15 protein-coding genes are annotated in these 12,936 nt (G+C 71.5%); 11 read left to right on the top strand and 4 right to left on the bottom strand.

What is annotated here, in order from left to right; all coding sequences use genetic code 11:
- Positions 1-14: 14 nt before the first annotated feature.
- Positions 15-380, bottom strand: a complete 366-nt coding sequence (locus ACIRR8_RS13475) for a VOC family protein (RefSeq protein WP_404063132.1) — start codon at positions 378-380, stop codon at positions 15-17.
- 230 nt (positions 381-610) lie between these two features.
- Here ACIRR8_RS13475 and ACIRR8_RS13470 point away from each other — a divergent pair, with 230 nt between their 5' ends.
- A complete protein-coding gene (locus tag ACIRR8_RS13470; protein ID WP_404063129.1) occupies positions 611-1,729 on the top strand; it encodes a substrate-binding domain-containing protein in 1,119 nt (372 codons plus the stop codon).
- Here ACIRR8_RS13470 and ACIRR8_RS13465 read toward each other — a convergent pair.
- A complete protein-coding gene (locus ACIRR8_RS13465) occupies positions 1,686-2,165 on the bottom strand; it encodes a MarR family winged helix-turn-helix transcriptional regulator (RefSeq protein ID WP_404063126.1) in 480 nt (159 codons plus the stop codon). The genes ACIRR8_RS13470 and ACIRR8_RS13465 overlap by 44 nt on opposite strands.
- A 438-nt stretch (positions 2,166-2,603) precedes the next feature.
- Here ACIRR8_RS13465 and urtA point away from each other — a divergent pair, with 438 nt between their 5' ends.
- The 8 genes from urtA (at position 2,604) to ACIRR8_RS13425 (ending at position 9,734) form a co-directional block, all read left to right on the top strand.
- The gene (gene urtA, locus ACIRR8_RS13460) at positions 2,604-3,851 is read left to right on the top strand and encodes an urea ABC transporter substrate-binding protein (RefSeq protein WP_404063124.1); all 1,248 of its coding nucleotides are present in this window, start codon (positions 2,604-2,606) and stop codon (positions 3,849-3,851) included.
- On the top strand, positions 3,848-4,732 hold the full coding sequence (urtB, locus tag ACIRR8_RS13455) for an urea ABC transporter permease subunit UrtB (RefSeq protein WP_404063121.1): 885 nt from the start codon (positions 3,848-3,850) through the stop codon (positions 4,730-4,732). Before urtA ends, urtB begins: the two co-directional genes overlap by 4 nt.
- Positions 4,729-5,865 carry an urea ABC transporter permease subunit UrtC gene (gene urtC / locus ACIRR8_RS13450; RefSeq protein ID WP_404063118.1) on the top strand — a complete coding sequence of 379 codons (1,137 nt, stop codon included), beginning with the start codon at positions 4,729-4,731 and terminating at the stop codon, positions 5,863-5,865. Before urtB ends, urtC begins: the two co-directional genes overlap by 4 nt.
- Positions 5,862-6,647, top strand: coding sequence for an urea ABC transporter ATP-binding protein UrtD (gene urtD, locus ACIRR8_RS13445; RefSeq protein WP_404063116.1), 786 nt, complete (start codon positions 5,862-5,864; stop codon positions 6,645-6,647). Before urtC ends, urtD begins: the two co-directional genes overlap by 4 nt.
- Positions 6,648-6,652: 5 nt before the next feature.
- Positions 6,653-7,351: an urea ABC transporter ATP-binding subunit UrtE gene (gene urtE / locus ACIRR8_RS13440; protein WP_404063113.1), complete on the top strand. Its 699-nt coding sequence runs from the start codon at positions 6,653-6,655 to the stop codon at positions 7,349-7,351.
- Positions 7,352-7,435: 84 nt separating this feature from the next.
- The gene (locus ACIRR8_RS13435; RefSeq protein ID WP_404063110.1) at positions 7,436-8,119 is read left to right on the top strand and encodes an ABC transporter permease; all 684 of its coding nucleotides are present in this window, start codon (positions 7,436-7,438) and stop codon (positions 8,117-8,119) included.
- Positions 8,116-8,787: an ABC transporter permease gene (locus ACIRR8_RS13430; protein ID WP_404063108.1), complete on the top strand. Its 672-nt coding sequence runs from the start codon at positions 8,116-8,118 to the stop codon at positions 8,785-8,787. The genes ACIRR8_RS13435 and ACIRR8_RS13430 overlap by 4 nt, the downstream gene beginning before the upstream one ends.
- Positions 8,784-9,734 carry an ABC transporter substrate-binding protein gene (locus tag ACIRR8_RS13425; RefSeq protein ID WP_404063106.1) on the top strand — a complete coding sequence of 317 codons (951 nt, stop codon included), beginning with the start codon at positions 8,784-8,786 and terminating at the stop codon, positions 9,732-9,734. Before ACIRR8_RS13430 ends, ACIRR8_RS13425 begins: the two co-directional genes overlap by 4 nt.
- Before the next feature lie 4 nt (positions 9,735-9,738).
- On the opposite strand, the gene ACIRR8_RS13420 is transcribed toward ACIRR8_RS13425, so the two are convergent.
- Positions 9,739-10,635, bottom strand: a complete 897-nt coding sequence (locus ACIRR8_RS13420; protein ID WP_404063104.1) for a nitroreductase/quinone reductase family protein — start codon at positions 10,633-10,635, stop codon at positions 9,739-9,741.
- 354 nt (positions 10,636-10,989) lie between these two features.
- Between ACIRR8_RS13420 and ACIRR8_RS13415 the strand changes: the two genes are divergently transcribed.
- Together ACIRR8_RS13415 and ACIRR8_RS13410 are read left to right on the top strand one after the other, a co-directional pair.
- On the top strand, positions 10,990-11,286 hold the full coding sequence (locus tag ACIRR8_RS13415) for a DUF2087 domain-containing protein (protein WP_404063101.1): 297 nt from the start codon (positions 10,990-10,992) through the stop codon (positions 11,284-11,286).
- A 38-nt stretch (positions 11,287-11,324) separates the two neighbouring features.
- Positions 11,325-11,528 carry a hypothetical protein gene (locus ACIRR8_RS13410; RefSeq protein ID WP_404063099.1) on the top strand — a complete coding sequence of 68 codons (204 nt, stop codon included), beginning with the start codon at positions 11,325-11,327 and terminating at the stop codon, positions 11,526-11,528.
- A 105-nt stretch (positions 11,529-11,633) separates the two neighbouring features.
- On the opposite strand, the gene ACIRR8_RS13405 is transcribed toward ACIRR8_RS13410, so the two are convergent.
- Positions 11,634-12,797, bottom strand: a complete 1,164-nt coding sequence (locus ACIRR8_RS13405; RefSeq protein ID WP_404063096.1) for an ABC transporter ATP-binding protein — start codon at positions 12,795-12,797, stop codon at positions 11,634-11,636.
- Positions 12,798-12,936 lie beyond the last annotated feature (139 nt).

Here is a 12,936-nt window from a genome sequence, read left to right as displayed (position 1 = left end):
GATGTCGGTCGATGTCAGTGGGCGCCCGGCGGTTCGTGCAGCCCGAACGGCGAGCCCTGGTCGTCGCGGCAGAGCCGGAACCTCCCGAACCGGGCCGCCGACGCGTCGTCCTCGCCCGGGTCCGTGCCGTCCACGCTGCCGCCCAGCTCGCGCACCTGCGCCACCGCGGCGTCCAAGTCGTCGACCCGGAAGAAGAGGTACGGGCCGCCGCCGGGGTCTGAACCGTGGACGCCTCCCTGCCCGCTCGGCGTCCCGATCGCGTAGCCGCCCTCGCCCGAAGGGCCCGGCTCGAAGTTCCACCCGAAGAGCGCGCCGTAGAACGTCCGGGCCCTCTCGGGATCGTCCACCCCGAGCTCGAAGAAGGAGATCTCACCGGCCATCGCGGGGCACCTGCCGTCTCTTGCCGTCCCTGTGGGGATGCGCAGCCGTCCGGGGGCGCATCCGTCCGGGTATGCGCACGCGTCCGTGGGAGCACGCCTCTTCCACCGTACGGCGACGATCCCGTCCGCGCAGGTGTCCGGCCCGGTGACCCGGGTGCGTACCTCTACGAATCGGTCTCGATCCCGGCCCTCGTCCGGACCCGGGGCGGGGGTGGCGCAATCATGAGGGCATGTCACGGTCTCCGGCGCGCCTGTCCGCCTCCGAGTGGTTCACGGTGGACGCGTCGGTGCTGAACGTGGCGCTGGTGTATCCGATGCAGGGGCCGGCGGGGATCTTCGGGCCCGGGTGCGCGGCGTGTGCGCGGCTGGCCGTGGAGGAGGTCAACGCGGCGGGTGGCGTGCTGGGGCGGGAGCTGCGGCTCCTGGAGGTGGACGGCGGCGCGGAGCCGTCGAGCGTCGCGGCGGAGGTCGAGGCGCTGGTGGCGGCCGGTGCGGTGCAGGGCGTCACCGGCTGGCACATCAGCTCGGTGCGGCAGGCGGTGGCGCCACGGGTGGCGCACCGGGTGCCGTACGTCTACACCGCGCTGTACGAGGGCGGTGAGCGGACCGAGGGCGTCTTCATGACGAGCGAGACACCGGCCGGGCAGCTGCTCCCGGCGATGCGGATGCTCGCACGGACCCGGGACGTACGCCGCTGGTTCGTCGTCGGCAACGACTACGTCTGGCCACGGCACACCGCCCGGGCGGCCCGCCGGTACGCGCGCGAGTCCCGGGGACGGGTCTGCGGAGAGGCGTATCTGCCGCTCGGCACGGACGACTTCGCCGATGTGCTGCGGCGCATCGAGCGGGCGGACGCCGACGCCGTGCTGATGCTGCTCGTGGGCAGCGACGCGGTCCGCTTCAACCGGGCGTTCGCCGCGGCCGGGCTGGACGCGCGCTGCCTGCGGCTGAGCACCTTGATGGACGAGAGCATGCTCCTCGGCAGCGGCCCCGAGGCAACGGTGGGCCTTTACAGCACGGCCGGCTTCTTCGCCTCGCTCGCCGACGGGTACAGCATGGACTTCCACGGCCGTTACGCCGCCCGCTTCGGCCCGGACGCGCCGGTGCCGGGCAGCCTCGGCGAGTCCTGCTACGAAGGGGTGCTGCTGCTCGCGGCGCTCATCGAGCGCGCCCGCACCCTGGATGTGTCCGCCATCGGCGCGGCCGCCGGACACGTCCGGTACGAGGGGCCGCGCGGCCTGCTCGGCCTGGACGGGCGGCATGTGCGCCAGCGCATCTATCTGGCGGAGGCCGACGGGCTCGACTTCACGGTGCTCGCCCAACTTCCGTCTCCACGTCACGTGTTGTGACACGGTCGCCGCCGCTCGCCAGCGCGTCGGACAGCTTGCCGAGCAGCGGCAGCAGCTGACTCTCCTCGTCCTCCGTGAGCCCCGGCGACGACGGTCCCCACTCCGCCTGTACCGCGCGGGAGAGTTGGCGGCGGCGCCGCAGGCCCCGAGGGGTGAGCTGGACGAGGACCCGGCGGCGGTCGGTCGGGTCGACACGGCGAAACACGAGGTTCTGGTCGACGAGTTGGTCGATGAGCTTGGTGAGGGTCGGCGCCGGCAGGACGGCGTCCTCGGCGAGAGCGGTCATGGTCCGGCCCTGGTCGCCGGAGAGCAGGCCGAGGACCCGCCACGCGTCGACCGAGCAGTCGAACGCGTCGAGCACCGCGTGCACGCGACGGGCGGCGAGACGCTCGGCCCGGGTCAGCAGGTGGAGCAGTTCCTGGGGCTGCCCAGCCATGGCACTCCTCGGGCTCACATCCGGCAAGGACCCCGCGGCGGGGGTGCGGTCGAGCCTACAACCGATCACCGCGCCCCTGTCCGGCCATTCGCCGATTCTGATCCTTTCCGATGGAAGTAATGCGGGCACACACCGGGAATCCGTTGCCCACCGCCCAGGTGACGTCGGCTCACATGGGTCCGGCCCGCGATTACTTCCGTCGGAAACTGTTCCTCAACTGCGCCGCAACGCACCGGAAACAGTTCCGCCGCAGGCTGTGGACCACTTCAGCGACCAGCCCGGAGGCCACCCCGGAACGGCTGGGACCCGTGCTGTCGAAACGGCCGCACCACACCGGAACAGGTGCTGACCCGTTCCCCGCCATTCCCTCGATTCCCTCCCGTTCCTCACCCAGAGGAATTCCCTCGTACCGCCCTTCGGGGCAAGGAGGTATGTGCCATGTCCGGGCTCATCACCAGGCGCGGTCTCCTGACCGGCCTCTCCGCCCTCGGCGCCGGCGCCGCGCTCACCGCTTGCGGCGCCAAGACCGGCAGCGACACGTCGAAGGCCGCCGGCGCCCAGGCCGACACCTCCGGCGACACCGTCAAGGTCGGCCTGCTGAACTCGCTCTCCGGCACCATGGCCATCAGCGAGGTCACCGTCCACAACGCGCTGCTGCTCGCGGTGAAGGAGATCAACGCCGCCGGCGGCGTTCTCGGCAAGAAGCTCAAGCCGGTCAGTCAGGACGGGGCCTCCGACTGGCCGACCTTCGCCGAGAAGGCGCAGGCGCTGATCACGGACTCCAAGGTCGTCGCCACCTTCGGCTGCTGGACCTCGGCCAGCCGCAAGGCGGTGAAGCCGGTCTTCGAGCGGAACAAGTCGCTGCTGTTCTACCCGGTGCAGTACGAGGGGCTGGAGCAGTCCCCGTACATCTTCTACTCGGGCGCCACCACCAACCAGCAGATCGTGCCCGCGCTCGACTACCTCAAGAAGCAGGGCCTCACCAAGCTCTACCTCGTCGGCAGCGACTACGTCTTCCCGCGCACCGCCAACAAGATCATCAAGACGTACGCCGAGGCCAACGGCATGGAGGTGCTCGGCGAGGACTACGCGCCGCTCGGCTCCACGGAGTTCGCCACCATCGTGAACAAGGTCAAGGGCGCCGGGGCCGACGCGGTCTTCAACACCCTGAACGGCGACAGCAACGTGGCGTTCTTCAAGGAGTACAAGTCCGCCGGGCTGACCGCGAAGAAGCTGCCGGTGCTCTCCGTCTCCATCGCGGAGGAGGAGGTCAAGAGCATCGGAACGCAGTACCTGGAAGGGCAGTTGACGGCCTGGAACTACTACCAGACCACGCCCGGCGCGGCGAACGAGAAGTTCGTCGCCGCGTATCAGGCGGCGTACGGCAGGGGAAAGCCCACCAGCGACCCGATGGAGGCGGCGTACATCTCCGTCCACCTCTGGAAGGCGATGGTCGAGAAGGCCGGCTCGTTCGACGTCGAGAAGGTGAAGGCCGCCTCGGACGGCATCACGTTCGACGCGCCGGAAGGCAAGGTGACGGTCGACGGGGCGACGCAGCACGTCCACAAGACCGCCCGCATCGGCAAGGTCACCGCCGACGGGCTCATCGAGGAGGTCTGGAACTCCGGCGGACCCATCAAGCCGGATCCGTACCTGAAGGGCTACGACTGGGCGGCGGACCTGTGACGGTCATCCTCAACCAGTCCTTCACCGGCGTCAGCATCGGCGCCGTGCTCCTCCTCATCGCTCTCGGTCTGACCCTCACCTTCGGTCAGATGGGCGTCATCAACATGGCACACGGCGAGTTCATCATGGCCGGCGCCTACACCACGTACGTACTCCAGAAGCCGATCGGCGACGCCGGGATCTCGCTCCTGATCGCCCTGCCGATCGCGTTCCTCGTGGCCGGATCGATGGGCGCGCTCCTGGAATGGGCTCTCATCCGGCGGCTGTACACCCGTCCGCTGGACACGCTGCTGGTGACCTGGGGCGTCTCGCTGATGCTCCAGCAGCTCGCGCGGGACGTCTTCGGCGCACCGAACGTCCAGACCAGAGCGCCGGATCTGCTGACCGGCAGCGTGTCGGTCGCCGGAGTGAACTTGGCCAACAGCCGGCTGTTCATCCTCGGGTTCGCGCTGCTGTGCGTGGCCGGCCTGGCGGTGACGCTGCGAACCACACCGCTGGGCCGCCGGATCAGGGCCGTGGTCCAGAACCGGGACCTCGCGGAGGTGTCCGGGATCGCGACGGAGCGGGTGGACCGCACGACGTTCTTCATCGGCTCGGGCCTGGCCGGCATGGCCGGAGTCGCGCTGACGCTGATCGGGCCGATCGGTCCGACGACGGGGACCAACTACATCGTGGACGCCTTCCTGGTCGTGGTCGTCGGCGGCATCGGACGGCTGAGAGGAGCGGTCATCACCGCGTTCGTGCTCGGACTGCTTCAGTCGGTCCTCGAGTACTCGACGACAGTGAGCGTGGCGAAGGTGGTCGTCCTCGTCGGGATCGTCGCCTTCCTGCAGTGGCGGCCGCAGGGCCTGTACACCGTGCGCACCAGGAGCCTGGTATGACGACGACGAGCACCCCCGCGACGACGACCGCCCCGGTCGCCGAACCGCCGGACGAACCGTTCCTGACCCGCTTCCGCACCCCCGCCGCCTTCCTGCTCGGCGCCGTGCTCCTGGTCGGTGTCGCACCGCTGGTCCTGTCGGACTTCCGGCTCGGACTGCTGGCCAAATACCTCTGCTACGGGATCGTCGCGATCGGCGTCAGCCTCGCCTGGGGCCGGGGCGGGCTGCTGGTCCTCGGGCAGGGCGTCTTCTTCGGCCTCGGCGGCTACGCCATGGCGATGCACCTCAAGCTCGCGGACGCGGCGGCGACGGGACAGACGCTTCCGGACTTCATGCAGCTGTACGGCACCGAGGGCGGCCTGCCCTGGTGGTGGCAGCCGTTCGCCAACCCGGCGTTCGCGCTGGCCATGACGGTGCTGCTGCCGATGGCCGTCGCCGCGCTGCTCGGTGTGCTGGTCTTCCGCCGCCGGGTGAAAGGCGCGTACTTCGCGATCCTCAGCCAGGCGCTGGCGGCCGCGCTGGCGATCTGGCTGGTCGGCCAGCAGACCACCACGGGCGGCACCAACGGCCTCACCGACTTCCAGGGCTTCTTCGGCTACGACCTGGGCGACCCGGTCAACCGGCGGATGGTGTACCTCGTCATCGCGGTCGCCCTGCTCCTCCTGATGGCCCTCGCCCGGCAGCTGTTCGTCAGCCGGTACGGCGAACTCCTCATCGCCGTAAGGGATTCCGAGGAGCGGGTGCGCTTCCTCGGCTACAACCCGGCCAACGTCAAGCTGGTGGCGTACGTGGTCGCGGCGGGCATGGCCGGACTGGCCGGCGCGCTCTTCGTACCGGCGGTCGGGATCATCTCCCCGGCGCTGATCGGGATCGTGCCGTCCATCGGCTTCGTCATCGGCGCGGCGGTCGGCGGCCGGGCCTCGCTGGTCGGCGCGGTGCTCGGAGCGATCGCGGTGGCCTGGGCGCAGAGCACGCTCTCGGACGCCTGGCCCGCCGGATGGACGTACCTCCAAGGCCTGCTGTTCGTCGTCGCGGTCGGCTTCCTGCCCGGCGGGCTGGCCTCGCTGCGGACGGTGCTGCGCAGGCGGCGGACCACCGACGGAGCCAGGACGACGAAGGAAGTGACCACATGAGCGGCGAGGGACTGACCATCCGCGATCTGCGGGTGACGTTCGACGGAGGCGTCACCGCCGTCGACGGCGTCGACCTGGACATCAGCCCGGGCGACCTCCGCTTCCTGATCGGGCCGAACGGCGCCGGCAAGACGACCCTGGTCGACGCCGTCACCGGCCTGGTCCGGGCCACCGGATCGGTCCGCTTCGGCGGTACGGAGATCCTCGGCGAACCCGTGCACCGCATCGCCCGCCGGGGCATCGGCCGCACGTTCCAGACGGCGACCGTCTTCGAGCAGCTCACCGTCGAGCAGAACCTCGACGTCGCGGCAGGCGCCGGCCGCAGCGCGCTGACCCTGCTCCGGCGGCGCAGGAACGTCCCCGAGCCGGTGGAGAAGGCGCTGGAGACCACCGGCCTCACCGCGCTCCGCCACCGCCCGGCCGGCGTACTGGCCCACGGCCAGAAGCAGAGCCTGGAGATCGGCATGCTGCTCGTCCAGGACGTGAAGCTGCTGCTGCTCGACGAGCCCGTCGCCGGGATGAGCCACGACGAGCGCGAGTCCACCGGAGCGCTGCTCCAGCGGATCAGCGAGGACCACACCGTCGTCGTCATCGAGCACGACATGGACTTCATGCGCTCCTTCGCCCGCAGCGTCAGCGTCCTGCACGCCGGCAAGGTGCTCAGCGAAGGAACGGTCGCACAGGTCCAGGCCGACGCCACCGTCCAGGAGGTCTACCTCGGCCGCGCCTCGGAACCCGAGCCGCCGCCCGTCCACCCCGTCCCCGTCCGCGAAGAGGTGTGAGAGCCGTGCTGGAGATCAACGGCGTACGCGCCGGCTACGACCGCACCACCGTCCTGCACGGCGTGACCGTGGCCGTGCCGCGCGACGGCGTCGCCGCCGTCCTCGGCCACAACGGCGCCGGCAAGAGCACCCTCCTGCGCACCGCCATGGGCCTCATCAGGCCGACGCGCGGCAGCGTCCTCCTCGACGGCGAGGACATCACCCGCCTCGCCCCGCACCAGCGCGTCGCCCGGGGCATGGCGTACGTCCCGCAGGGCCAGCAGTCCTTCCCCCACCTGACCACCGCCGAGAACCTCCGGCTCGTCGCCGACGGCTCGCCGCGCGGTGGCGGCCGCGAGGCCATCGACGAGGCCCTCGACCTCTTCCCCGTACTCCGCGAACTCGCCCACCGCAGGGCCGGCCTCCTCTCCGGCGGCCAGCGCCAGCAGCTCGCCATCGCCCGCGCCCTCGTCACCCGGCCCCGGCTCCTGCTCCTGGACGAGCCGACCGAAGGCATCCAGCCCTCCGTCGTCGCCGAGATCGAGACCACGATCCTGTCCCTGGCCGCACGCGGCGGCCTCTGCGTCCTCCTGGTCGAACAGCACGTCGGCTTCGCCATGCGGGCGGCGGAGCGCTACTACGTCCTGGAGGCGGGCCGGGTCACGTCGTCGGGGGAGGGGGGAACCGGAGCGGAGTGGACGGTCCGGGAGGCGCTGAGCGTGTGAGGGACCGGCCGGTGTCCGGAGGGCTACCCCCCGGACGGGCCAACAGGAGGGGCGGTTCTCCCGTGTCCGCGCTGGAATGGCCGGGTGACGGCACCTCCGGACGACTGCCTCGCACGCAACGAGTGGATCTGCGGCGCCTACCTCTCCAGCCGCCGGGAGATCCTTGTGGACGCCGCCCTCCAGCACCTCCAGCTGACCGCGCTCGCCGTGCTCATCGGCCTCGCACTCGCCGTCCCGCTGGCCCTCGCCGCCCGCCGCTGGCGCTGGGCGGCCGGTCCGGTGCTGGGGCTGACGACGGTCCTCTACACGATTCCGTCGCTGGCGATGTTCTCGCTGCTGCTGCCGGTGTACGGGCTCTCCGCCGCGCTCGTCGTCACCGGCCTCGTCCTCTACTCGCTGACCCTGCTGGTCCGCAACATCCTCGCCGGACTCCGGGCCGTCCCCGAGGAGACCCGGCAGGCCGCGCGCGGCATGGGGTACGGGCCGCTGCGCCTGCTGCTCGCCGTGGAACTCCCGCTCGCGCTGCCCGCCGCCATGGCCGGACTGCGGATCGCCACCGTCTCCGCCGTCTCCCTGGTCACCGTCGGGGCCATCGTCGGCTACGGCGGGCTCGGCAACCTCATCTACTCCGGCATGAACACCTACTTCAAGGCCCAGGTCCTCACCGCCTCCGTGCTCTGCGTCGTCATCGCCGTCGCCGCCGACCTGCTCCTCCTCGGCGCACAACGGCTGCTGACCCCCTGGACCCGGAAGGGGAGCCAGGCATGAACACGCTCTCCGAGACCTGGTCCTGGCTCACCACCGCCACCCACTGGTCGGGCCCCGACGGCATCGGGAACCGGCTCGGCGAACACCTCTACCTCACCGTCGTCTGCCTGCTCATCAGCTGCCTGATCGCGCTGCCCGTCGCGCTCGTCCTCGGCCACCTCGGCAAGGGCGGCGCGCTCGCCGTCAACATCTCCAACATCGGCCGGGCCGTCCCCACCTTCGCCGTCCTCGTCCTGCTGCTGCTCACGCCCGTGGGCACGTACGGCCAGTGGTCGACGATCATCGCGCTCGTGCTGTTCGCCGTGCCACCGCTGCTGACCAACGCGTACGTGGGGATGCGCGAGGTCGACCGCGATGTCGTGCGGGCCGCCCGGGGCATGGGCATGACCGGATGGCAGATGCTGTGGAACGTGGAGCTGCCGCTGGCCCTTCCGCTGATCCTCACCGGCGTACGGATCGCCGCCGTGCAGCTGGTCGCCACCGCCACCCTCGCCGCCCTGGCCGGCGGCGGCGGGCTCGGCCGGATCATCACCGCCGGGTTCAACCTCGCCTCCACCCCGCAGGTGGTGGCCGGGGCGGTACTGGTGGCGGTCTTCGCCCTCCTCGTCGAGAGCCTCTTCGAGGCGGGACAGCGGATGGCGCCCAGCCGGGGGAGGGAGGCGGCGTGATCCGTGCCCGCCGGGCTCTCGTCGGCCTCCTGCTGCTGGCCGCCACCGCCTGCACCACCGGTCCCAGCCTGGAGAACCAGGGCGAGGTCACCGCGCCCCCCGGCGACAGCAAGGAGCTGACCATCGGGTCGGCCGGATTCACCGAGAGCGACCTGCTGGCCCAGCTGTACGCCCTGCTCCTGGAGCGCGCCGGGTACACCGCCGACCTCATCTCCGTGACCAACCGGGAGATCTACGAACCGGCTCTGGAGAGCGGCCAGATCGACGTCGTACCGGAGTACGCGGCGACCTTCGCCGACTGGCTCAACGCCAAGGCCTACGGCGCCGACGCGGCCCCGGTCGGATCACCCGACCTCGCCGCCACCATGACGGCGCTGCGCAAGCTCGCGGCCCCGCGCGGGCTCACCGTGCTCGACCCCGGCCGGGCCGTCGACCAGAACGCCTTCGCGGTCGCCGCCTCCTACGCGAAGGAGTACGGCCTGAAGACCCTCAGCGACCTCGGCCGGGCGAAGCTCCCGGTGCGGCTCGCGGCGGGCGACGAATGCGTGAAGCGGCCCTACTGCGCACCCGGGCTGGAGAAGACGTACGGCATCGACATCGTCGCCGTCGATCCGAAGGGTGTCGGCACCACCCAGGCGAAACAGGCCGTCCAGAACGGCCAGGACCAGATGGTGCTGACCACCACCACCGACGCCACACTCGACCAGTTCGGGCTGGTGCTGCTGGAGGACGACAGGAACCTCCAGAACGCCGACTACGTGGTCCCCGTCGTCAACCGCGCCCGCGCCGGCGGCGCCGGGGTACGCGACGCCCTCGGCCGGCTCAACACCGTCCTGACCACCGCCGACCTGGCGTCGATGAACCAACAGGTCGACAGCTGGCGCAGGCTTCCCGAGGACGTCGCGCGCACCTACCTGGAGTCGAAGAAGCTTATCCCGAAGAGCTGAGCCCTCAGGGGCCGGGAGGCCACGGCACGTCCGCGAGCAAGGGCAGGATCTCGGCCTCCTCGTAATCGAGATGAGCGGTCAACCGCTGTGTCATGGCGGCCAGTTCGGTGCGGAAGCGGTCCGGCTCGGCGATCGCGGCACCGGCCAGCAGCGCCGCCAGTGCCGACCGCACGGCCGCGATGGACCGGTGCTCCTCCCGGAGCCGGTCGAAGACCGGGCGCAGGTGCGGGTGGTACCCCTCCATCACCGGCAGGACATGGCCGTCCTCGCCCGTGTGATGGAACTCCAGCGCCTGGCAGAACGCCAGGCATCGCTGCCGGATCTGGAGACCGAGACCGGGCGCGGGCGGTGCGCCCCCTCCTCGGTGGGCGGCGCGGGCGGCGAAGTGCGCTTCCGTCTCAGCGTGCACCTGGGCCAGTTGGCCGCGCAGCCAGGTGTGCACCTCGACGAGCTTGTCGGCCAGCGAGGTGATTTCGCGGACCTGCGCCTGCGGATCGGGGAGTCGGAGGACCACGACCGGCAACGCGCGGTCGGTCGCCGCCTGGTACTCGGCGTAGCCGGGAGCCTCGGCCACCACCCGGGCGAAGAGCTCCTCGCGCCGGGCCCCTTCGGCGGGTACGGCGACGGTCTCGAACTCCCGGTCGCCCAGCTCCACCCGGACGGCGGGGTGGGCCAGCAGGTTGTGGTACCAGTCGGGGTGGTGCGGGGCGCCGAGGTTCGAGCCGACGACCAACAGCCTTTCGCCGTCGCGGACATGGCCGAGCGGTGTGGTGTGCGGTCGCCCGGTGCGGGCGCCCGTGGTGGTCAGCAGGAGCAGGTCGGAGCCGGCGAAGGGGCCGCCGACCCGGCCCGCGTTGGCGCGGAACTCGTCGATGACGGACTGCTGGAAGGCAGAGGGCATGGGTGTTCTGGGTCTCCCGTGAAGAAGTGAGAAAGCGAAGATGTGCGGACACGGCGCGGTGCGGTCCGCGTACGCGGCCGAAGGGCGGCGATACACGCGGTCACGAAAGCGTCGGGTGGCAGAAAGCGCCCGAAGGCGTCAGAAGCAGCGGGCGGTGAGTGGACTCATCACGTCGTCCCTGGAAGAAGGTGCTGGCCCGACCGCCGGCCGGCCCAGATCTCTTTGGCCGGCGTCGCGCTGCACGCGGACCATTAGAACGAGGCGGTCCGGCCCTGTCAACGGGGGACGGGCCGCCGCGTCGGGCCGGACGGAAAACGCGTTGCCCGCCCGTCCGGCGCCTGCGACGCTCGGGCCATGCCTGAACAACAGACCCTTCCGCCGCAGCGGTCCGACCGCCGTACGCACCAGGTCACCGCCCTCTTCTCGCACGGCCGCCTGGTCACGATCCCGCGCAAGCAGGCCCGGCTGGAGCAGCTGCTGACGCATCTGGCCGAGACGCTGTTCGAGCGCGACCGTTCGTACACCGAGCGGGAGGTCAACGAGGCGCTGCTCACCGTCCACGAGGACTGCTCCGCCCTCCGCCGCCACCTGGTCGTCGCCGGGCTGCTCGTCCGACCCCGGGACGGCAGCAGCTACCGCCGCGGCAGGTGACCGCGCGCCCCGGCGGTCCGGGATGAGATCCTGGCCGGATGGGGATTCTGCGTAAGGCGTGCAAGCGCTGCAAGAAGCGGGGGCGGCTGCGGAGCGGTGTGTGCCGCCGGTGCCGGCTGAAGGAGCACGGGACCGATATGGCCGAGAGCGGTACCGATGTCGCGGAGGCCGCGGTGGAGGCCGGTGCGCTCGGTGCGGTGAGCCGCGTGTTCGGCGCGATCGTCCGCGCGATTCTCAACTGACAGGCTGGGCAGATTACTTGGCTGTGGCGGGCGGGCCCGCGCAGGAGACTTGCCGGTAGCGGCCGCGCCGGTACAAGAGACTCGCCGGTGGCGGGCCGTGACCGCTCACGCGTCCGCCACCGAGTCGAAGTCCACCTCCTCGCGCCCGACGCCCTGCGCGTCCGCGTCCACCGACCGGCGCAGCGCCTCATGGAGCTTCGCCGGTGTCAGGACCCCGAGGAACCGGTCCCCTTCCAGCACCGCCACCCACCCCGCGTCGTGCTGGAGCATCTCGCTGAACGCCTGCTTCAGCGGCGCGCCCACCGGCACCCACGCCTCCATCCGCCGGGCCAGCGCGCCCACCGTCCCCCGCTCCCCGGCCGACCGCAGCGCATCCGCCGAGACCCAGCCGTGCAGCTCGCCCGTCGCGCCCAGCACCACCGCCCACCGGGCCCCCGCCGCGCGCAGCCGGTCCGCGGCCGCCGCGGCGGGCTCGTCCAGCCGGGCCACCGGCGGCTCCTCCAGGTCCTCCGCCTCGATCGCGGTCACCGACAGCCGCTTCAACCCCCGGTCCGAGCCGACGAACCGGGCCACGTACGGGGTCGCCGGAGTGCCGAGCACGGCGGCCGGGGTGTCGAGCTGCTCGATGCGCCCGTCCCCGTACACCGCGATCCTGTCGCCCATCCGCACCGCCTCCTCGATGTCGTGGGTGACCATCAGGACCGTCTTGCGCACCCGTTCCTGGAGGGCCAGGAACTCGTTCTGCAGCCGCTCCCGCACCACCGGGTCCACCGCGCCGAACGGCTCGTCCATCAGCAGCACCGGCGGATCGGCGGCGAGCGCCCGCGCCACGCCGACCCGCTGGCGCTGGCCGCCGGAGAGCTGCGACGGGTAGCGCGAGCCGTACGTCCTCGGGTCCAGGCCGACCAGGTCCAGCAGCTCCGCCGCCCGCTCCCGGGCCCGCGCGCGCTTCCAGCCGACCAGCGCGGGGACGGTCGCGGTGTTGTCCAGGACCGTGCGGTGCGGGAAGAGGCCGACCTGCTGGATCACATAGCCGATGCGGCGGCGCAGCTTCACCGGATCGATCCCGGCGATGTCCTCGCCGTCCACCAGGATCCGGCCCGAGGTCGGCTCGATCAGCCGGTTCACCATCATCATCGTGGTCGTCTTGCCGCAGCCCGACGGCCCGACCAGCGTCACCAGCTCACCCTCCGCCACCTCGAAGGTGAGACCGTCGACCGCCGTCGTACCGTCCGGGTAGACCTTGCCGACCTGCTCGAACCGGATCATGTCCGCACAGTAGGAGCGCCCCGGGCGCGGCGCACACGGGCCGGGCCCGTCCGGGGCACCCGCCCTCCCGCCCTACCCGGCGGGTCATGTGCTGAACTGGCCCTTCCGCCAGGACCGCCCGGCCCCACGACCCAGGAGC

Source organism: Streptomyces sp. NPDC101178, from assembly GCF_044767965.1.
GTDB lineage: Bacteria > Actinomycetota > Actinomycetes > Streptomycetales > Streptomycetaceae > Streptomyces.
This window is presented reverse-complemented; position numbering and strand designations above follow the sequence as displayed.